At 63.6% G+C, this 18957-nt stretch carries 15 protein-coding genes and 4 tRNA genes; 9 read left to right on the top strand and 10 right to left on the bottom strand.

The genetic code is table 11. The annotated features are described in order from the left end of the window. The first annotated feature begins 84 nt into the window (after positions 1–84). The 3 genes from rnc to deoC all read left to right on the top strand — a co-directional run bounded on the left by rnc (position 85) and on the right by deoC (position 3076). Complete coding sequence (gene rnc, locus EP7_RS03730) at positions 85–813, top strand: ribonuclease III (protein WP_463526242.1); 729 nt, start codon at positions 85–87, stop codon at positions 811–813. A 173-nt stretch (positions 814–986) separates the two neighbouring features. Continuing rightward, complete coding sequence (locus tag EP7_RS03725) at positions 987–2285, top strand: hypothetical protein (RefSeq protein ID WP_463526241.1); 1299 nt, start codon at positions 987–989, stop codon at positions 2283–2285. 56 nt (positions 2286–2341) lie between these two features. After that, entirely contained in the window at positions 2342–3076 is a 735-nt protein-coding gene (gene deoC, locus EP7_RS03720; protein WP_463526240.1) for a deoxyribose-phosphate aldolase, read from the top strand. Between the two features lie 7 nt (positions 3077–3083). Here deoC and rpiA read toward each other — a convergent pair whose 3' ends face one another. The 5 genes from rpiA to EP7_RS03695 all read right to left on the bottom strand — a co-directional run bounded on the left by rpiA (position 3084) and on the right by EP7_RS03695 (position 7853). After that, the gene (gene rpiA / locus EP7_RS03715) at positions 3084–3776 is read right to left on the bottom strand and encodes a ribose-5-phosphate isomerase RpiA (protein ID WP_463526239.1); all 693 of its coding nucleotides are present in this window, start codon (positions 3774–3776) and stop codon (positions 3084–3086) included. A gap of 84 nt (positions 3777–3860) precedes the next feature. Then, positions 3861–3935 (bottom strand) — tRNA-Pro (locus EP7_RS03710). 303 nt (positions 3936–4238) lie between these two features. Then, positions 4239–5141: a ParB/RepB/Spo0J family partition protein gene (locus EP7_RS03705; protein ID WP_463526238.1), complete on the bottom strand. Its 903-nt coding sequence runs from the start codon at positions 5139–5141 to the stop codon at positions 4239–4241. After that, on the bottom strand, positions 5128–5880 hold the full coding sequence (locus EP7_RS03700; RefSeq protein WP_463526237.1) for a ParA family protein: 753 nt from the start codon (positions 5878–5880) through the stop codon (positions 5128–5130). Before EP7_RS03700 ends, EP7_RS03705 begins: the two co-directional genes overlap by 14 nt. Before the next feature lie 266 nt (positions 5881–6146). Then, positions 6147–7853 carry a glycosyltransferase family 39 protein gene (locus EP7_RS03695; RefSeq protein WP_463526236.1) on the bottom strand — a complete coding sequence of 569 codons (1707 nt, stop codon included), beginning with the start codon at positions 7851–7853 and terminating at the stop codon, positions 6147–6149. A 137-nt stretch (positions 7854–7990) separates the two neighbouring features. On the opposite strand from EP7_RS03695, the gene EP7_RS03690 reads away from it, so the two are divergent. Both EP7_RS03690 and EP7_RS03685 read left to right on the top strand, forming a co-directional pair. Beyond that, the gene (locus tag EP7_RS03690; protein ID WP_463526235.1) at positions 7991–8941 is read left to right on the top strand and encodes a histone deacetylase family protein; all 951 of its coding nucleotides are present in this window, start codon (positions 7991–7993) and stop codon (positions 8939–8941) included. Positions 8942–8980: 39 nt separating this feature from the next. Beyond that, positions 8981–10258 (top strand): dicarboxylate/amino acid:cation symporter, encoded by a 1278-nt coding sequence (locus EP7_RS03685; RefSeq protein WP_463526234.1) that lies wholly within the window; start codon positions 8981–8983, stop codon positions 10256–10258. Here the strand turns inward: EP7_RS03685 and EP7_RS03680 are convergent. The 5 genes from EP7_RS03680 to EP7_RS03660 form a co-directional block, all read right to left on the bottom strand. Continuing rightward, positions 10256–10330: transfer RNA gene (locus EP7_RS03680), tRNA-Glu, on the bottom strand. The two genes, EP7_RS03685 and EP7_RS03680, sit on opposite strands and share 3 nt — an antisense overlap. 175 nt (positions 10331–10505) lie before the next feature. Continuing rightward, a complete protein-coding gene (gene csrA / locus EP7_RS03675) occupies positions 10506–10727 on the bottom strand; it encodes a carbon storage regulator CsrA (RefSeq protein WP_463526233.1) in 222 nt (73 codons plus the stop codon). 247 nt (positions 10728–10974) lie between these two features. After that, positions 10975–11712 carry an RNA polymerase sigma factor gene (locus tag EP7_RS03670; protein WP_463526232.1) on the bottom strand — a complete coding sequence of 246 codons (738 nt, stop codon included), beginning with the start codon at positions 11710–11712 and terminating at the stop codon, positions 10975–10977. 241 nt (positions 11713–11953) lie between these two features. Next, a tRNA-Arg gene (locus EP7_RS03665) sits at positions 11954–12026 on the bottom strand. 50 nt (positions 12027–12076) lie between these two features. Beyond that, a tRNA-Arg gene (locus EP7_RS03660) sits at positions 12077–12150 on the bottom strand. 110 nt (positions 12151–12260) lie between these two features. Here EP7_RS03660 and EP7_RS03655 point away from each other — a divergent pair. The 4 genes from EP7_RS03655 (at position 12261) to EP7_RS03640 (ending at position 18927) form a co-directional block, all read left to right on the top strand. Further along, positions 12261–13040: a 3-ketoacyl-ACP reductase gene (locus tag EP7_RS03655; RefSeq protein WP_463526231.1), complete on the top strand. Its 780-nt coding sequence runs from the start codon at positions 12261–12263 to the stop codon at positions 13038–13040. Positions 13041–13108: 68 nt separating this feature from the next. Beyond that, positions 13109–17011, top strand: a complete 3903-nt coding sequence (locus EP7_RS03650) for a serine/threonine-protein kinase (RefSeq protein ID WP_463526230.1) — start codon at positions 13109–13111, stop codon at positions 17009–17011. A 122-nt stretch (positions 17012–17133) separates the two neighbouring features. Then, positions 17134–17985, top strand: coding sequence for a tetratricopeptide repeat protein (locus EP7_RS03645; RefSeq protein WP_463526229.1), 852 nt, complete (start codon positions 17134–17136; stop codon positions 17983–17985). Between the two features lie 6 nt (positions 17986–17991). Continuing rightward, positions 17992–18927, top strand: coding sequence for a nitrilase-related carbon-nitrogen hydrolase (locus EP7_RS03640; RefSeq protein WP_463526227.1), 936 nt, complete (start codon positions 17992–17994; stop codon positions 18925–18927). Positions 18928–18957: the final 30 nt, after the last annotated feature.

Raw genomic sequence — 18957 nt, 5'->3', positions numbered from 1 at the left:
TAGAGACCTTGGCGCGGAATTGACTTCCTACATGGCGCCGGCTAGCCTGAGCTGAGATTGAGCCGCACGGTGAGATTCCAACTCATGTCAGACAACACCGCAATTCGGGACGAGCCGAGATTGCTGCGCGAATGCCAGGTCGTATTGGGTTACGTCTTCAAAGATCAGCGTTATCTCAGCGAGGCCCTCACACACGCCTCCGGAGCCGACCATCGGCTCGCCTCGAATGAGCGGCTGGAATTCCTGGGCGATGCGATCCTGGGCGCCATCGTGTGCGAGCTGCTCTATCGCAACTACCCCGAGTATCTCGAAGGCGACCTGACGCGGATCAAGTCAGTGGTCGTCTCGCGTCGGACCTGCACCAAGATCTCCCAGCGGCTCGGGATCGATGAGTTCCTGAAGCTGGGCAAGGGGATGGGCTCGTCGGACCATACTCCCCCTTCAGTGCTGGCCGACGTCTTCGAAAGTCTGATTGGCGCCATCTTCCTCGACGGCGGGATGGAGGCGGCCAAGACGTTCATCCTCCGCCATATCGAGGCCGAAGTTGAGGCCACCGTGGGCGGCCGGGGTGGGGTCAACCACAAGAGCAACCTCCAGCAGCAGGCCCAGCGACTCTTCGGCGAGACGCCGACATACGTGCTCCTGGACGAGAAGGGCCCTGATCACTCCAAATGCTTCAAAGTCTGCGCCCAGGTTGGCACCCGGAGTTTCGCCCCAGCCTGGGGGAACAACAAGAAGGATGCCGAGCAGCACGCCGCGATGAACGCGCTGAGCCAGATCACGGGCGACCCCGTCCCGTTCGAGACCGACTGAGCGAAGGTCGACTGGCTCATCGACCGCAAGCCCGGGCAGACCGATCCTTGCAGGTCGTCATGCGGCTCGTTTAGAATTGGTGAAGAGCCTGGAACTTGCGATCAGATCCGCCTGATTCCTTGTCTTATGCATCTTGTCTCGCCCATCACTCTACTCAGCCGCCCGAGGTCGACGTGAGCGGATCGCTTGTCGCCGACCTGGGCATCGGGGCCGGGAGCTGGCTGTTCCTGACCTTGCTCGCCTGCCTGACTTTGTTCTTCAAATTCAGCCGGGTCTGGAGCATTCGCAATCTCGACCTGTTTTTGATGTTCGCGCTCGCCCCCGGCATCATGCAGTTGGTGGCCAATCCGTCGGGACACCCTTGGCAGGCCTATGTCTGGCTCTTCGTCGGCTCGACCCTCTGGCTCGCCCGTTGCGTCCTCGACCTGATCCTGACCCGCAGGCCAATGCTCGAGCCCAACCTCAACGCCGCCGGCTTGGCCTGCGTCGCCGTCGGGTTGCTCGGGATGATGGTCGTGGAGACCGTCAGCCTGCCGATGGACGAGGGGACCGCCCGCAACCCCGCCGATCCCTCGGCCAAGTCTGGACACGTCTCCGCGACGGTCGATTCCCCACGGGCGAAGGCCAACCTGCATTCCGAGAGCGTCGGCGAAGTGCTGAAGCTCGCCCCCCTTCCCGGCTCAATGAAGCGTGAGCTGCCTCAGGTGATCCTCCGGAGAGTGCTCGCCAGCCTCGCCCATCTGGGCATGGTCGCCGCCCTGATCTTCGTGGGCTGGAAACACTTCGATCGACCGATCACGGGCCTGGCCATCGCAGCCTGTTACCTACTGACCCCTTACACCCGGATCGCGATCGTCGACAGTGGCCAGCTCGTTCCCGCGGCGCTCATCGTCACGGCCGTGGCCTGCTACACCCGGCCGATGATTTCCGGCTCTCTCATCGGCCTTGCTTCGGGCTGGATGCCCGCCTGCCTGGGATTGATCGCGCTCTGGGCAGGGTTCTATCGCGGCCGGGGATCGGGTCGGTTCCTCCTCATGTCGCTCGTGGTGCTGTTTCTGTGTGCGACCATGGGATTGATGTTTCCGCCGCTGGCCCACTGGGCCCAAGCGTTCGGCGCTCGAAACCTGTCCGAGGCCGGGCTACTCAGCGACGGGTCCGACGCGCCGGCCGGGTCGTTCTGGTCGGGCATCGACCCCAGTTATCGCCAGCCAGTGCTCATCGCCTACCTCGCCCTGGTGCTGGTGACCAGCTTCTATCCGGCCGAGAAAAACCTTGGCGAGCTGATCGCCCTCTCGGGCGCCTTGTTAGTCGCGACCCAGTTCTGGTATCTCGATGAGGGGGGGACGTTGGTCATCCTCTACCTCCCGGTCATCTTGCTGATGATGTTCCGGCCCAACCTATCGAATAAGCGACCACCCATCCTCAGCTCTTCGCTGCGACGAGCCAGGCAGGCCGTTCAGTGGATCAGATGAGGCGAGCGAGCCGGGCACGCGTCCGCCGCCCGTAGCCACGACCGAGGATTGCAGCCATGGCCCGCAACTGGACATACGAAGACATCGCCAAGCGAATCGACCATTCGCTCCTGGGCCCCGACCTGTCCATCAACCAGCTCGAAGAAGGCTGTCGAGTGGCCGTCGCCTATCAGGTTGCCAGCGTCTGCATCAAGCCGTCCGCGGTCAGCCTTGCCGCCTCCTGGCTCGCGGGTTCCGGGGTTGAGATCGGGACTACGATCGGCTTCCCCCACGGAGGCCATCGCACCGACGTCAAAATCTTCGAGGCCGAACAGGCCCTGATTGATGGCGCGACCGAACTGGACATGGTCGTCAACATCGGGTTCGTCAGGTCGAATCGCTGGTCGGAGGTCCGCCAGGATATCGCCGGAGTCGTTCAGGCCTCGCACAAGGCTGGAGCATTGACGAAGGTCATCTTCGAAAACTGCTACTTGAATGAGGCCCAGAAGATTCGCCTGTGCGAAATCTGCGGCGACGTCGGGGCCGACTTCGTCAAGACATCCACGGGATACGGCACGGGCGGGTCGACCGATGAAGACCTGATCTTGATGCGGAAGATCAGCCCCGCCACCGTCAAGCTCAAGGCCGCCGGCGGGGTGCGCGACCTCGATTCCGTCATCCGCGTCATGGAGCTCGGTTGCGACCGGATTGGCCTGAGCCGGACCGCCGAGATCCTCGACGAGCACCGAAAACGCCTCGGGCTCGACTCGATCACCGTTTCACGTGAAACCGGCGGCGACTCGAGCTATTGAGGCTGGATCAGACGGGCCGATCGAAAAGGTCGGCCCCGTCTTCCCTTCCCACGACGACCGTGTCACACAGGCCCAGGAACAGGCCGGTTTCGAAGACGCCGGGGATCTGCCTCATCCGCCGATCCAGGTCCGCCGGGTCGTCGAGTCCGTCGAAGAAGCAGTCCACGATTTTGTTGCCGCCATCCGTCTGGAACACCCCGCCGGCCGCGTCGAGACGGACCCGGGTCGAGGCACAGATGGCGTCGAGCGACTTGCGAATGTGAATCAAGCCGAAGGGGCTGACCTCGACCGGAACGGGCGTCACCACGCCAAGGCGAGCGACCCGCTTACGTGCCCCGACAATCGTCACTCGACGTTGTGCAGCCGACGCCACGATCTTCTCGCGGAGTAAGGCCCCGCCAAGGCCCTTGATCATCCGGAACTCAGGATCGATCTCATCGGCCCCGTCGATGTTCAGGTCGAGGACTTCGCACTCGTCGAGGTCGAGCAGCTCGATGCCGAGCGAGAGCGCGTAATCGGCAGTGACCCGACTTGTGGGCACGCCCCGAAACCTGAGGCCATCACGTGTGGCCCGCTCGGCCAGGTGATGAACCATGAGCTTTGCGGTCGAGCCGGAACCCAGGCCGACGCACATTCCGTCTTCGACCAGCATGGCGGCAGCCCGGGCCGCATGGTCCTTGATTTGCTCAGCGGGGATCATCGGGGGGACTCGACTCGATGCAATCAGGTCGGGACGACGACCGTCACCGAAGGGGAGACGACGTCTTGAAGGACGGATCTCGAGTCGGGGTGACCAGATTCGAACTGGTGACCTCCTGCTCCCAAGGCAGGCGCGCTAACCAGGCTGCGCTACACCCCGAATACGACGACCGGGCGGAGCCGGCGCCCACGCATCGTAGTCCCACCGTACGCGATCGGTCAAGGTCGGCCGCCGATCCCAATCGCCTTCGTTGTTCCCACAGACTCCCGAAATCGTCGTTTCATATCCCTGCAATGCGATGCACCGCTCCCATCGCGATCGATCGGGTCGTAATCGGGACCGCTGCGGCAGACTCGTTCGAGTTCAAGATCAGCTATACGAGGACCCGGTTGCGAAACGGCGGCGGGCCCCTCGAAGGATTCCGAGGGGCCCGCCGCCATATTCTACTTCCTGAAGTGTCGATCAGTGCCCGCGGAGGATTCCCGTGAGTCTGTCGAATTCCTCGGTCGAGGTGTAGTCGATGACGATCTGGCCGCGTTCCTTGCCTCGGACCCGGACGAGGACCGGGGAACCCAGACGTTGGGCCAGATGCTGTTCGAATTCGACGAAGTGGGGAGGTCGGGCGGCGGCCGCCGCCGCGGCTTCGTGCCCCGGATCCTTGCGGATCCTGGTCTTCGCCGGGGTCGGTTCACCGGTGGCGACAAGAGCCTCGGTCTGCCGTACTGAGAGAGACTCGGAGATTACACGCTGACACGCATGGATCATCGTCTCGGCGTCAGCCAGGGCGAGCAGGGCCCGGGCATGTCCCTGGCTGATCTGGCCGTTCAGCACGGCCTGGCGGATCTCTTCCGGGAGTTCCAGCAGGCGGATCAAGTTGGAGATCGTCGAACGATCGATCCCCAGCCGGCTCGCCAGCTCTTCCTGGGTTCCGCCGTAATTGTTGAGGTAATCGCGGAAGGCTCCCGCCTTCTCGATCGCGTTGAGGTCTTCTCGCTGTAGGTTCTCGACCATCGCCAGCTCGCTGACGCGCTGGTCGTCCAGCTCCATCACGCGGGCGGGAATGTCGTGCAGCTGGGCTTCCATCGCGGCCCGGTGGCGTCGCTCGCCGGCGATGAGCTGGAAGCGGTCGCCGACGGTGCGGACGAGGATCGGCTGGATCATCCCGTGCAGCCGGAGCGAATCGGCAAGGGCGGCGATCTCGGCCGGGTCGAAGTGCCTACGGGGTTGGAATGGGTTCGGGTCAATCTGGTCTACGGCAATGTGGAGCAGGTCGCCGGTGTCGAGCGAGCTGGGCTCGAAGCCCCCTTCCTCGCGGCCGAGCAAGGCGTCCAGGCCGCGTCCAAGTCGCTTCTTATTCGGATTCACGGTCGATGACCTCCATGACGAGTTCTGAGTAGGCCCAGGCTCCGCGGGCCCTCGGCGAATAATCCAGGACGCTGACGCCGTGGCTGGGCGCCTCGCTGATGTGCACGTCACGCGGGATGGGGGTATCGAAGACCGTGCCCTCGAAATACTCTCGGACCTCGCGAGCCACCTCGTTGGCCAGCTCGAGCGACGGGTCGTACATGGTCAGGATGATGCCGCCGATCTCGAGCCGGTGGTTGTCCTTGGCCTTCGTCTGCCTGGCCAGCTCGATGATCTGCGAGAGCCCTTCCATCGCGAAGTATTCGGTCTGGATCGGGATATAGATCTCGTTGGACGCCCCGAGCGCGGCCCTGGTGAGCTGGCCGAGCGACGGGGGGCAATCGATGAAAACGTAGTCGAACTGACCCAGCTCGCCGGTGAGCTGCTGTCGGAAAGCGGAGGCTCGCTGCCGGTTCGACGCCGAAAGCGCGTCGGCGTCGGCCAGGCTCTGCGAACCGGGCAGGACCGAGAGACGCTCCTGCGAGGTCTCGACGACCGACTCGAACAAAGGGCGGCCGGCGACGAGCGGATGCCGCGCGGCGGGCTCGATGCCGAGGCCGCTTGTGGCGTTGCACTGGGGGTCGACGTCGATGACGAGAGCCGTCTTGCCGGCCTTCGCCAGCCCTGCGGCCACGTTGATGGCGGTCGTGGTCTTGCCCACGCCCCCCTTTTGGTTCGCCACGCTGATGATCTTGGCCACGGGTCGATCTCCGGTCCGCGTCCATGGGGACTCGAGAACGCGACCGGCGGATGGGGATGAAACCGGGATCGACCCGCCGCGTCTCGGGCGATCGTCGCCCGGCCGAGGGGGTTCGCTCCGGGGGCGTCCTTGCCCGCCGTCCTTTGAGGCGTCAGGAGAGGTCAGTCCAAGGTGAGCGCGGATCGTAGCTCCGCACGCCCAGGCTGTAAAGCTCAGGATCTCGACCTACCACGAGTCCTCCTCAAGAGGTCGGAGACCTTAAAAACTCAGGGGTGTGGGGCCGTACGTCGCGAGTCGAGGACGAAGACTCGATAGGGTCGACGGGCTGTCAGCCTGTATGCCGCCGAGGGGTCGACGTCGAGCATCGTGACCGGCCGTAGCGGCTCGAATTGCATCGTGACCGCGACTCCTTCCTCGTCACGTAGGAACGCACTCGCCTGTACCGGATCGAGCACTGCCTCGTCGACGAGGACGAGGCCCGGGGACAACCTGGCCGCGGTCAGGTCCTCGATGCCGCTCAGTCGCCCTGGATTGATCCCCGACGATCCGAGGTAGAACAGGGCCGGAGGTCGAGCCAGAACCCTGACCGGCAGGCGAGCTCCTCCAAGTCGATCGAGGACGAATTTCGGGAGCAAGGCGAGGCCTCGACCTCCCGCCGCCGGGGGGATCAGCGGTCGCGGCCTCGGGCCATAGATTTGCCAGTGAGATACGGCCAGTAGGCAGGCGACCGTCAGGAGCAACCCCGGATGCTTCCAGAGCACCTGGAGTTCTGCCGCCTTCCAGCCCTCATCGTCCCGTGTGACGAGATCTCCGATCGCACCGCCGATCAGCAGCCACCCCGCGGCGTGTATCGGAAGCCAGAGGCGGGCGTACGGGTGATAGAACGGCGTCAGGATCGCCGGGACAAGCCAGGCAAGCGCGAGTAGACGCACAGAGGGTCTGGATTCAAACAAGGCCCGGGGCATCAAGAATAATCCCGCCCACCAGCCAAAATCGGGGGCCAACCAGGCCGCGAGGGCTCCGACGACGACAGGACTGAAATTCCAGATGCCTGTTAGGGCAGGGACCCGACGCGGGATGATCTCGCCCTTCGAGACGAACGCCGACAGGGCGAATGCCGCGATCCAGGCAAGTATTCCGCGGATCGGCGGGCCGGAGAGTGCGACTGACTGCGCGAGCTGGAGGCGCCAGTGCGGAAACCAGGAAATCGGCCCACCCAGATAACTCCGCTGATGGGCGGCCAGGGCCGCGTAGCCTCCGTTGCGTTCCACGAAAATCGCCCAGGGGATATAGGCGAGAATTGCCACGAGGCCTGCAATCGCCCCGAACCCGAAGACGCGAGCCAGTGTCGCACGACGTCTCGCCTCAGAGTCGAGGCACGCATTCCATGCGGCCGCGAGGACCACGATGACGCCCGCGAGGAATCCGTTGTACTTGGTGTTCCAGGCGAGCCCAGTCGCAAGCCCGAGCAAAATCGCCCGACGTACGCCTGGATGACTCAGAAACCTCTGGCCTGCGAATAATGCCAGGAGCCAGGTCAGCAGAAACGTGGCGTCGGTGAGGGCCACTCTGGAAAATTCAGCGTGTGCACCGGAAAACGCTGCGAGCGTCGCGGAAGCCACGCCCGCGGCGACCCCGAAGCTCCTCCAGGCGATCAGGCCGACCACGATAATCGTGAGCGTGCCGGCGATCAAGGATGGGAGAATCGCCGCGAGATCGCTCACCCCGACGATCTCGTACGCTAGCCCCACCAGGATTGGGAATACTGGCGGCGCATAGGGAATGAGTGTCGGGTCGAGACTTGTCAGTCCCGCTCCGGGAAGCGACCAGAGCCCGCCAAGGGCATAGATCCCCTCATCGAACTGATCCAGGTAGAGACGTCCCTGGCCCGAAAGGCGTATGGCCAGCCCAACGATCGTGAGGATCGCGAGCAGCCTTCCGGAGGCACGGGCGCGGTCGGTCGAGTTTCCCATGGGGCCGAAGATAACCGATCAGCGACCAGCTTCCATCGCCCGGGTTCCACGTGAAACGCGCGACGATTGACCATCACGCGTCGCTCGTCTAGCGTGAGGCACCCCGCGCGTACGACACCGCAGAATCGAGGTCCAAGATGGTCACCCTCTACAGCGATCGAAGGATGCTCGACCACGTGCCGAAGCAAGGTCATCCCGAGCGGCCCGAACGCCTGCAGATGGTCCTTCGGCAGTTAGAGCGGACCGGACAGGCGGGTCGGTGTGGCATAGGCACGGTTCGCCCGGCGACCGATTCCGAGCTTCTCCGTGTGCATACTCAGGGCTACCTCGATTCCGTCTCGAAGTGGGAGGAGCAGGGAGGCGGACAGATCGAGGCCGATACCTGGATGAGCGCCGGGACGACGCTGGCGGCGAGGCTGGCCGCCGGCTCGGCAGTCGAGGCGGTCCACGGAATCGTTAACGGCGGCGACCCGCGGGGGCTCTGCGTCGTGAGGCCTCCCGGCCACCATGCAAGGCCCGATCGGCCGATGGGATTCTGCCTCTATGCCAACGTGGCTGTCGCGGCGGCCGAGGCGCTCGAAGGGCTAGGGCTGAGCCGAATATTGATCGTCGACTGGGACGTGCACCACGGCAACGGGACTCAGGAGATCTTCGAACGCGACCCTCGGGTCGGGTTCCTCTCGATCCATCGTTGGCCGTTCTACCCGGGCACGGGAGCGGCCGACGAGACAGGGACCGGGCCGGGGCTGGGGATGACGCGGAACGTCCCCCTACCCTATGGAATTTCTCGGGCCGAGTACCTCGCCGCGTTCCGAGCCTCTCTCTCGGAGATGGCCGACCGGACGAGACCTGAGCTGGTGATTCTCAGCGCCGGCTTCGATGCACATGCGGAAGACCCGGTTGGCGACCTTGGGCTCGAGACCGAGGACTTCGATGCGATGACCCGCGATGTCCTTCAGGTTGCGGAGACCTGGTCGCAAGGCCGGCTCCTGAGCGTGCTCGAGGGAGGATATAACGTCCCGATCCTCGCGGGCTGCGTCTCCGCACACCTGGACGCCCTGGGCGTGCCCATCAAGGCCGATCGCTAGGTTTCATGAATCGCCCACGATGAACGGTTCGAGGAATTGATGATTCGCATGCTCAACTTCGCGTCTCGAATCCCGTTCGTCGCTCAGATCCTCGTGGGAATGGTCCTGGGAGCCTTGCTCGGACACGCGATCGGCCCGAGGGCGGCTCCACTTGGCGAGTTGGGCGCGATCGTCATTGGCCTGATCAAGGCGCTCGCGGCACCGCTCCTGTTCTTCGCCGTGATCGACGCGTTCATGAGGTCGGAACTGAGCGGGCGAAGCGGAGCCAGGATGGTCGGAATCTCGATGGTCAATGGAGGACTGGCGATCGTCATCGGGATGGCACTCTCGCAACTGATGCGGCCCGGTGATCACCTGAGGGCCTCAATGGCACTCCGTCCAATCCCCATCTCGAGGCCCGAGCTTGACGCGAAGCCGATCGACTTCATCAAGGAGCTGAGTGGATACGTACCCAAAAACGTGGTCCAGCCATTTCTGGAAGGTTCGGTCCTCTCCATCGTCCTGATCGCCTTGATGGCGGGCCTAGCTCTCAGGATGGTGAAGGTCGAGCAACAGACGCGAGGGGAAGGGGATTACCTCGGGGTCGAGCGTGCGGTCGCGACCTTCTACCGGGCGTCGGAGCTTCTGATCGGATGGGTGATAAGGCTCATCCCGCTGGCGATCTTCGGGGTGGTGGCGCAGACAGTGGGCCGATATGGGTTCGGCCCCATCGTGGGCCTGGCTTATTACGTCCTCGTCGTCCTGCTTGGACTTTCAATCCAGGTTCTGGTCGTCTACCAGGGTTGGCTCTACTTCTCAGGCATCTCGCTCCGCCGATTCTGGTCGAAGGCGAAGGAACCTGTCATCTATGCGATGGGGGCGAGCAGCAGCCTGGCCACCCTGCCCGTCACGCTCAAGAGCCTGGACGAGATGGGAGTTTCGACGCCATCCGCGCGACTCTCCGCGTGTGTGGGCACGAACCTGAACAACGACGGGATCTTGCTTTACGAGGCGATGGCCGTCCTCGTCGTCGCCCATGCCTACGGCATCGAACTCTCACCGCTCAGGCAACTTGCCGCTGCGCTGGCGTGTGTCGTAGCAAGCGTAGGTATTGCAGGCATCCCCGACGCGGGCCTGATCTCGCTTCCGATCGTACTTGCGACGGTCGGGTTGCCGCTCGAGATCGTCTCGCTGCTGCTCTCGGTCGATTGGATCTTGTCGAGAGGACGCGCGATGACCAACGTCACCAGCGACATGGTCGTCGCGGTGATGCTCGATCGCTTCGAAGGGCATCGATTGGGGGAGAGGATGACGGAGGGAGAGGGGGAGAAGCAGTGACCCCAATGGGATTTGAACCCATGTTGCGTGCGTGAAAGGCACGTGTCCTAGACCAGGCTAGACGATGGGGCCAGTCGCCGGGCGATCGAATTAGACTACCGACAGTCGTCCACCAGGTCAAGCGATGTGAGCAAGAGTTCGGGAATCGACCGAACTCATGATCCGCCCGATTCACCCATGCACGCAATCGCCAAAGCGTTTGATGGAAAATTTCGCCGAAACTCGAGTCGAAGGCGAGTCGACCGACTCAGTCGTCAAGTTCTGGCGACGCCGCACCGGTCGGGGCGGTGATATTGTTTTGCCGGTTCTGAAGCTGGATCGCATTATAAATTTCGTGGCGGTGGACCGAGACATCCTTGGGCGCATCGATCCCCAGGCGCACCTTATCGCCACGAACCTCCACCACGGTGATCGTGATGTGGTCGTTGATAATGATGCTCTCGTTTTTCTTGCGGGATAGAACCAGCATCCCCGTTCCTCTCTTGGACGAAGAGTCTCGGTGCAAGTTCAGGAATCGCCCGGGCCATGGGCAGTCAACATGCCAGGGGGTCGAACCCGATGCGGGCGTGCTCAGACTCCATGCGCGGATCCGTCTAACCCTAGTTTAAGGGCCGTGACGGATGAATCAAGTCGCCGGGCCATAATCGACCGAAATTCACCTTGACAGAGGTTTCGTTTTTACAACGATCCAACATTCGATCGGATCGAGTCGTCCGTCAAGCGTTATGGTCGACGGCATAGCGGCGATAGAGATGACCGAGTCCGAGATCGTAAATCTCGGCTTCGATATCCTCCTTGGCGGCCGGGTGGATCGTTTCTTTCAATTCGACGACGAGAAGCTCCAGGAACTTGGCCCGTGCCCGCTGCAAGGTCTTCCGGAAGGCCTCCGGAGAAATCTTCAGCTGGGTCCGCGCCTCGAGCTTTAAGGCCAGGTCATCGATTGAGTCTTCGGGAAAGTCACTACGGAGGTGGAGCACGCTCGAGTATCGATTTTTGGGCGTGCAGGCCTCATACGTCTCGAGCCGAGACCAGACGCGCTTGAGCAGGGCCTCGCGCATGTGGCGGTCGAAGTCGACGTCGGGTTGAGACTCGTCGAGCAGGTCGCCGGGGGGCAGGGGTTGGAGCTTGCGACCGCGATAGTGGTCGATGATCAGGCGATGGAGGACCGTGCGTAAGTAGTCCCGGAACCGCCCCTTATTGTGGTCGGCCCCGGCGAGCTTGTGGGTCAGCACCTTCGCCCAGAATTCCTGGAAGACCTCATCGGCCAGGTTAGGATCCCGGAGCTTCAGGCGCAAATATCGCTCGACCGCGTCGTGATAGCGGCTGATCAGTTCGATCATCGCCGTCTGGGCCGTCGGACCCGTCCCGTGGGCCTCGCGGATCGTTCCCCAGATGGTGGGAAGGTTGGTCAGGCTGACATCGATCTTCTGCGGGAGATCTTCGGAAAATTCCATGATTCCGCCTGGCCGGAGGCGATTCGGAGCGGAGGGAATCAGCCCAAGACGGCTGAACCCGGCATGAGAGGCGTTCGAGCACGCATCAGGCCGTGAGAGCCGTCGTCGACACGTCTCGGTTTCACGTGGAACGCGGACGGAGTCGAGGCTGACTGGCCGTCATCCCAATCGGCGAGCGGGTTCATGTCAAGATGAATCCGGGATCGGGCCTGCTCGACCGAGGCTCGAAGAGTCGGTGAGATACGCCCGGCAGGATTCGAACCTGCGGCCGACGGTTTAGAAAACCGTTGCTCTATCCGCTGAGCTACGGGCGCGTCGGAGGGCGGCCCGCAACCGGGCCAGCATGTCGCTCGATCTTTGGAGATGCGCCCGGCAGGATTCGAACCTGCGGCCTACGGTTTAGGAAACCGCCGCTCTATCCACCTGAGCTACGGGCGCGAACTTGAGGAGCGGTGCCATTCTGACTTGAACCTGGTAGCCTGTCAATCGACAGTGCTCCGCCGTCGGCGCGGAGGCGAGAGTCGGCCCGTTCCCCGGAGAGATCGCCCATGACCACGGACTCCGTCGCGGTCGTGACCGGGGGAGGCCGAGGGATCGGCCGCGGAATTGTCGAGCACCTTGCTGGCCTGGGTCTGCGATTGGTCGTGAATTATCGAGCAGATGCGGATGCGGCGGAGGCCACCTGCGAGATGGCCAGACGCAAGGGATCGCCGGAAGCCGTCGCGATCCAGGCGGACGTCTCGGATCTGGGGCAGGGGCGTGCCCTCGTCAATACGATCACAGAGCATTTCGGCCACATCGATTACTGGGTGAACAATGCTGGGGTGGCGCCCCTGATCCGGTTTGGCTTGCTGGAGACGACTCCCGAAAGCTGGGACCGGGCACTCGGCAACAACCTCCGGGGCCCCTTCTTCTTGACCCAGGCCGTGGCCGCGGCGATGATTGAGCAGGCCCCTCGACGAGTCAGGCCCGCTTCTCAGATTCTCTTCATCACCTCGGTCTCCAGCGAAATGGCGAGTATTGGCCGCGGAGAATATTGCGTGGCGAAGGCCGGCCTCAGCATGGTTGCACGGCTCTTCGCTGTCCGCCTCGCGGAATTTGGCATCCTCGTCAACGAAATCAGGCCCGGCATCATCGCCACGGACATGACTTCCTCGGTCAAGGGCGTCTACGACGAGAAGATCGCCGAGGGCCTCGTCCCGATCCGGCGATGGGGGACACCCGACGACGTTGGGCGTGCCGTGGCGTCTCTCGTCTCTGGCGCCTTCCCGTTTTCGACTGGTTCAATTTTCGGGCTGGACGGCGGACTCTCGATCCCGCGTCTTTGATCTCGAATCTGCCCCGGCCCGCCGCAGCTCATCCCGCTCGGCTCAATCGGTCCTGGAGAGAGTGACCGATGCCCGAGTCGGAGACGAGCCCTCGACCCTTCCAGGAGGCCCGGATCGGGAGCTACCGGCTGGTCCAGCCCCTCGGTTCGGGCGGGATGAGTTCGGTTTTCCGCGCGATTCACGACGAGTCCGGTCACGAAGTCGCCATCAAAGTCTTGCCCCGATCGCTCGCCAAGAACCCGACGATCCTCCATCGATTTCTGCGCGAGGCGAAGAACGCCGAGTCGCTCGAACATCCCAGCATCGTCACCATCTTCGATCGCGGGGCCGACCAGGGCCGGTTCTACCTGGTTCTCGAATTCGTCGAGGGGGGTGACCTCCACGATCGAATCAGGAAGGACGGCCCGCTGCCGATCCCGATCGCCGTCGAGATCGTCAAAGGGGTTGCCGCGGCGTTGAAATACGCGGCCAGCCGCGGGGTGATCCACCGCGACGTCAAGCCGGCGAACATCCTGCAAAGTCCGGACGGCGTGGTCAAAGTGATCGACCTAGGGCTCGCCCTCCAGGCCGATACCGACGACGAGCGGGTGACTCGCGACGGGACGACGGTCGGGACCGTCGACTACATGTCGCCCGAGCAGGCCCGCGATAGCCGCGCAGCGACCGTCCAGAGCGATATCTATTCCCTCGGCTGCACGTTCTATTTCTTGCTCACCGGCGCCCCACCGTTCCCGGGCGGGACCGTGACGGAGAAGCTCTCGAGGCACTACCGAGAGGCCCCCCCGGACCCAAGATCCATCCGTCCCGAAATCCCCGAGACGCTCGTTGAAGTTATCCAGTCGATGATGGCCAAGCGCCCCGAGGATCGGCAGGCGGACTATGACGCCCTGATCTCCGACCTTGACGCCGCCACCGATCGGAACAGTGCATCGACCATGGAGGCGTCGGTCCTCGATGTGATGCTCGATGACGAAGCCGACGGCAAGATCCTGCCGCGACCCGAGCGGGCACCTGCCGAACGGTTTTCGGCCCCGATCAGTCAGTTCGACCTCAAAGCACTCTCCGGTGTCGAGCTAGAGGTCGCCACGGATCAGCCTCTCGGGAAAGGCGGTCGCGACCTCTCGAAGCTGCGAGTCTTCGATGAGTTGCGTACGAGGGCCCGCGAACTCGCGTCGCACTCGGAGTCCTTTCCCCTCTCTGCCCCAACCGGTCCCGACCGGAGAAACATCCAGGCCCCTCCGGCAGGACAACTCTCGCCCACCTCGGGACGTTCCGAGGCACCGACACACGTCTACGTCGGGTTCGGTGTCATCATCGGTCTGGCTATCGCGCTCCTCGGGGTTGGACTGACCACGATCCTGAAGCAGGAGATCGAGAAGGAACTCGAGACCGTATCCGGCGTCACCACGGTGATCGAGCCCCCTCCCGTGATCTTTCCACCCGTGGTGACTCCCAAGAAATCAAAGCCGGCCCCGATCGCGGGTGCGCCCGTTGAGCCTCCCTGGTTAGAGCCCACCGACCCCGAACGTGAAATTGTCGCTGAGACGATTTATCCGCCGGGGCGAGAGGACGCCATACTGGCTGATTTCGTCGGAATCGACGCCGACCCGCCGTCGTCTCCCAAGGTGATCGTGCGGCGCGTCGCGCATCCTGCGGACCCCACTGCCGTGCCCGATCTGCGTCGTGCCTTCGACTCACGCGAGGCGGAGATCGAGATCGCCGACAACGGCCCCTTCTTCGAAACCGATTTCCGGATGACGGGGAAGACCAGGCGGATCCGTGCGAGAGCCGGCTATCGACCGATCCTGGCTTTCACCAAGCCCGCGGTCGCAAACAACTCGTCTGCGATCTTCCAATTGCAACGGGCCAAGCTCATCCTCGAAGGCCTCGATCTCGTCATCCAGGTCAAGAAGCTACCGGCCGCGCATCTAGCGGTCTTTGAGTGCGGGGGTTCCGACCTGATCCTCCGCGACTGCACCGTCACACTACTCGCGGCGGATGGTCAGTCGTTCCCGCTCGTGAAGGTCATCGAGCCAACCGACCGTCCACCGGGGCCATCGCGGATCATTCTCGATCGGACCACGATTCGCACCGATGTCCCTACAGTCTTCCAACTCACAGCGGGACGTTGCGACCTCGCCGTCGTCCGTAGCGTGGTGCTCGGTGGGCAAGGGCCGCTCGTGTCGGTCGAGGCCAGGACGTTCGCCGGGCCTCCTCGGCGTCTGAATCTCGTGCGAAGCATCGTCGCGGGGCAGGGGCCATTCGCCGCGTTTCACCCCTCCTTGACCGAGTCTCTCAGCCTCCGCTCCCTCGGGTCCACGTTCGCAAGATTGGCCGGTCGTGACTCGGTGCCCCTCTTGACGACTCCCGAGGCTGCAACCACGACAGCGTTCGACTGGGAAGGACAGGACGATCGGTTCGTCGGCTGGACGTCGCTCCTCAACGCGGGCGCAACGACCCGGCTGGCAAATCTCCCCGCCGCCAGGGCCGCCTGGCCCGATTTCGAAGTGGACGGACGCGAGGCTCCCGGCCCCTGGATCCTTTCCCCGTCGACCACGAAACTCGATCAACTCGAACTCCTGGCGCCCGAGCGCCTCGGCACCCTCACCCGAGTTGCAGTACCGTCCCCCTGGCTCGGTGAGAAGACGTTGGATGTCTTCAAACTCACAACGATCCCCGAACTCCTCCTCCCGGGGGCTTTGCTGAGACAGGCTCCTGCTCAGGGAGACGCGGTCCGTCCGCCGATGTTGGCAGTAAAGCAGGACGATCCGGATCCGTCGGTCAGCCACACGGATGTGGATCTGGTCTTCCGGGCTGATGTGGGCCCCTGGTACGGAGACATTGGGAGATTTCTCGTCGAACGGACCCCACCTGATGCGGTGCGAGTCCGGGTCTCGGTAATCGGTGCCTCTTCGAGGTTCACGTCACCCATCCTAATGCCGGAGGGGGTGTCGTTGGAGATCGACGTCGTCCCCCCATCGGCGGGCGAGGAACACCTCTCCTGGAAGACCAACCGATCTGCCAACGGTGGAGCTCTGTTCGCGACCAAGGGAGGCGATCTGGTCCTCAGAGGGGTGCATCTCCGACGAGAGAAACGGGGACCCGACCACCTCGTGCGCGTGGAGGCCGGGCATCTGGTGATGACCAATTGCTTGCTCACCTCGGAGAGCGTGAAGGGGTACCCGGGCGATGAATTGATCGAATTCCGCGCCTTCGAGACGAGACCACTACGCTCCAGGACTCGTCCGTTCGTGACCCCGTGGGACCTGCCCACATGTCTCATCCGGGATAGCATCCTGATGCAGGGCGGCGGGGCGGTCCTGGTCGCCGAGGTTGCACGGGGCCTGATTTCGCTGACCAACTGCGCGATTGCGGGGGGCCAGGATTCAATACGGCTCCTGCCGGAAGAGGTCAGCCGGTCGCGATTTTTCGCCGAGTTGCAGATGACCCGCTGCACGATCACCGCGGGTCGTGCCGCAATCACGATCGGCTCATGGCCGACCGATCCGCCTGGGCCGGACAGGCCCTGGTTAATCAGCAGCAAGGAGTGCCTCTTCATCGACCCGTTTCCGGAGCGGGCGATGGATGTCCTGCGAGCCGATCCCGACGGTCTATCCTCGGGCGTAGCGAATTGGCAGGGTGACCGTGATGTGTTCCAGGTGCAGCATTTCCTGGGTTCGAGTCGGTCGAATAACACAAGCTCGTCGATCGTCAACGTCAAGCGCGACTGGATCGACCTTTGGGGCCCGTCGCATATCCGCGACGCGATCGGCCCGATTCCGTCGAACAGGGGCCCTTTCGCCAGACTCGTCGTGGATCGGCCTACCCCCGGCACCCTCAAACCCGGCGATCTGGCACGCGATTTTTCGAACACGTCGGAGACGATGCGGCTCCGATCCGTGGGTGCGGATTATGGCAAGCTCCCCGCACCGGCGAGGGCCTCGCAGGCGCGTCCGTTGCGACGACGTTGACCGTGGGCGTCTTTGTGCTCGAAGACACGAGCGGTCGTGGCCATCCACACTTGGCGCTCGGGCTTGGTCACCTGCATACTGGAGACAGTGGACGCTGGCGCTGCGCAAACGGAGGCAGGGCGATGGTCTCAGGAAGATGGATCGCGATCGGAACCATCGTGATGTTCTGGCAGGGCGTCGCTCCCACCGCCGAAGCCGGTGAGGTCGTCGTCGCCGCGCCAACCCAGGCCGCAGCCGGTGCTTCCACGCCCTCGACCTCGGGGAATCGCTCTCGAGGGAATTACCAGGTCCCCGGCGCCGTCGGCGGCGGCTGGTCGATGTATTGGTACGGCGGCATGTACGGCCCCCGAGGCACGACCTATGTCACGACTCCGTCTCCGTTGATGCTGGGCCCGATGGTTCCTCCGGACTTCCAGGCCGGAGTCGTTGTCCCGCGTGCAGATGAAGGAGAGATGCAGGGCTCTCCGATGAGGCCGACGCAACGGCGAACTCGCCGGGTCGACTTCGCCCGCGCGGAGCAATTCGTGACACTCGGCGACCGCCATTTCCGGATGGGCAGCACCAAGCGAGCCAGCGAGCGTTATGAGCAGGCCGCTCGCGCCAATCCTTCGTCGGCTGAGCCGCGGGTTCGGCTGGCCCAGCTCGCGTTTGTTCGGGGCAAGTATTCCGAGGCGGCCGACCGCGTGCGCGAAGCCCTGACGACCGACCCCGGTTGGTTGCTGACGGCGCCCGATATCCGGCGGATCTACGGCGAGCCCGGCGATTTCCACAAGCCGATTGCGGCGCTCGAATCGCACCTCCAGGCCGAGCCAGGAGACCGCGACGGTTGGTTCCTACTCGGTGCGCAGCTCTATCTCTCGGGCGAGACTCGGAAGGCTGGCGATATCTTCCTCAGACTGACCGACCGAAAGGCCGACCCCTCACTCGCCGCATTCCTCGACGCGACCAGGAAGCAAGAGCCAGAGAAACGCTGAGAGCCAATGCCGACCATCGAACGGTACTACGCCGCAGCATGCCAGACCGATCTGTCCTGCCCAAAAGACCGCTCAGAACTTCCTGCTCGCGTCGACCGTCTCCTGGCGATGGTCGACCATGCGGTGATCGGCTACGGCCCGTTCTTCGACATCAGGCTCGTCGTCTTCCCCGAGTTCGTGCATGCCGCGCCAATCTATGCGACGGCCGAGGAACTGATCGACCGGCTCGCCGTCCCCATCCCCAACGAACAGACCGATCGGTATGTGGCCAAGGCCAGGCAGCACTCGATCTACATTCAGAGCGGAACCTTCCTGGAAGTCGACGCCCGCTGGCCCGGGCGGGTGTTCAACACGACCTGCTTGATCGGCCCCGACGGGTTGCTGAGCAAGTATCGCAAGGTGAATCCGTGGATCCCGTGGGAAGTCCACACCAGCCCCCACGACCTGCCCGGATATGACGAGCCATTGTTCCCGGTGACCGAGACCGAAATCGGTCGCCTGGGAGCGGCAATTTGCTACGACTGGCTCTTTCCCGAGGCTATTCGCGCCCTGGCCCTGGGCGGGGCCGAAGTCCTCCTCAGGGTCTCGGCCTACATGGATCCGTGGGGTGCCACCCCCCCGATGGATTGGTGGACGCTGTTCAATCGTGCCCGCGCCGCGGAGAACTCGGCCTATGTGGTCGCAGCCAATCAGGGGGCGAGCCTCTCGAACTATCCGCCCTTCTCCTGGCCGGGCGGCAGCATGATCGTCGACTTCGACGGCCGGATCCTGAGTCAGGCGGACCCGGGACCGGGCGAGAAGATCGTCGTCGGTCCCATCGACCTCGCCTCACTCCGCGCCGAGCGAGGGCGACGGCGGGGGCATGACCTCCTAGGCCACATCCGGGCCGAGGCCTATACTGACCTGTATACCAGGCCAATCTATCGCCCGAATCGCGACTGAGCTCGGCTCGCCGACGCGAACCAAGTCCAG

This window comes from Isosphaeraceae bacterium EP7, assembly GCA_038400315.1.
Taxonomy (GTDB): Bacteria; Planctomycetota; Planctomycetia; order Isosphaerales; family Isosphaeraceae; genus EP7.
This window is presented reverse-complemented; position numbering and strand designations above follow the sequence as displayed.

Coding starts and splice junctions, on each gene's coding strand:
- EP7_RS03655 (WP_463526231.1), top strand. CDS start 12,261: ATGACCACGGACTCCGTCGCGGTCGTGACCGGGGGAGGCCGAGGGATC.
- EP7_RS03645 (WP_463526229.1), top strand. CDS start 17,134: ATGGTCTCAGGAAGATGGATCGCGATCGGAACCATCGTGATGTTCTGG.
- rpiA (WP_463526239.1), bottom strand. CDS start 3,776: ATGATCCCCGCTGAGCAAATCAAGGACCATGCGGCCCGGGCTGCCGCC.
- deoC (WP_463526240.1), top strand. CDS start 2,342: ATGGCCCGCAACTGGACATACGAAGACATCGCCAAGCGAATCGACCAT.
- rnc (WP_463526242.1), top strand. CDS start 85: ATGTCAGACAACACCGCAATTCGGGACGAGCCGAGATTGCTGCGCGAA.
- EP7_RS03695 (WP_463526236.1), bottom strand. CDS start 7,853: ATGGGAAACTCGACCGACCGCGCCCGTGCCTCCGGAAGGCTGCTCGCG.
- csrA (WP_463526233.1), bottom strand. CDS start 10,727: ATGCTGGTTCTATCCCGCAAGAAAAACGAGAGCATCATTATCAACGAC.
- EP7_RS03670 (WP_463526232.1), bottom strand. CDS start 11,712: ATGGAATTTTCCGAAGATCTCCCGCAGAAGATCGATGTCAGCCTGACC.
- EP7_RS03685 (WP_463526234.1), top strand. CDS start 8,981: ATGATTCGCATGCTCAACTTCGCGTCTCGAATCCCGTTCGTCGCTCAG.
- EP7_RS03650 (WP_463526230.1), top strand. CDS start 13,109: ATGCCCGAGTCGGAGACGAGCCCTCGACCCTTCCAGGAGGCCCGGATC.
- EP7_RS03640 (WP_463526227.1), top strand. CDS start 17,992: ATGCCGACCATCGAACGGTACTACGCCGCAGCATGCCAGACCGATCTG.
- EP7_RS03690 (WP_463526235.1), top strand. CDS start 7,991: ATGGTCACCCTCTACAGCGATCGAAGGATGCTCGACCACGTGCCGAAG.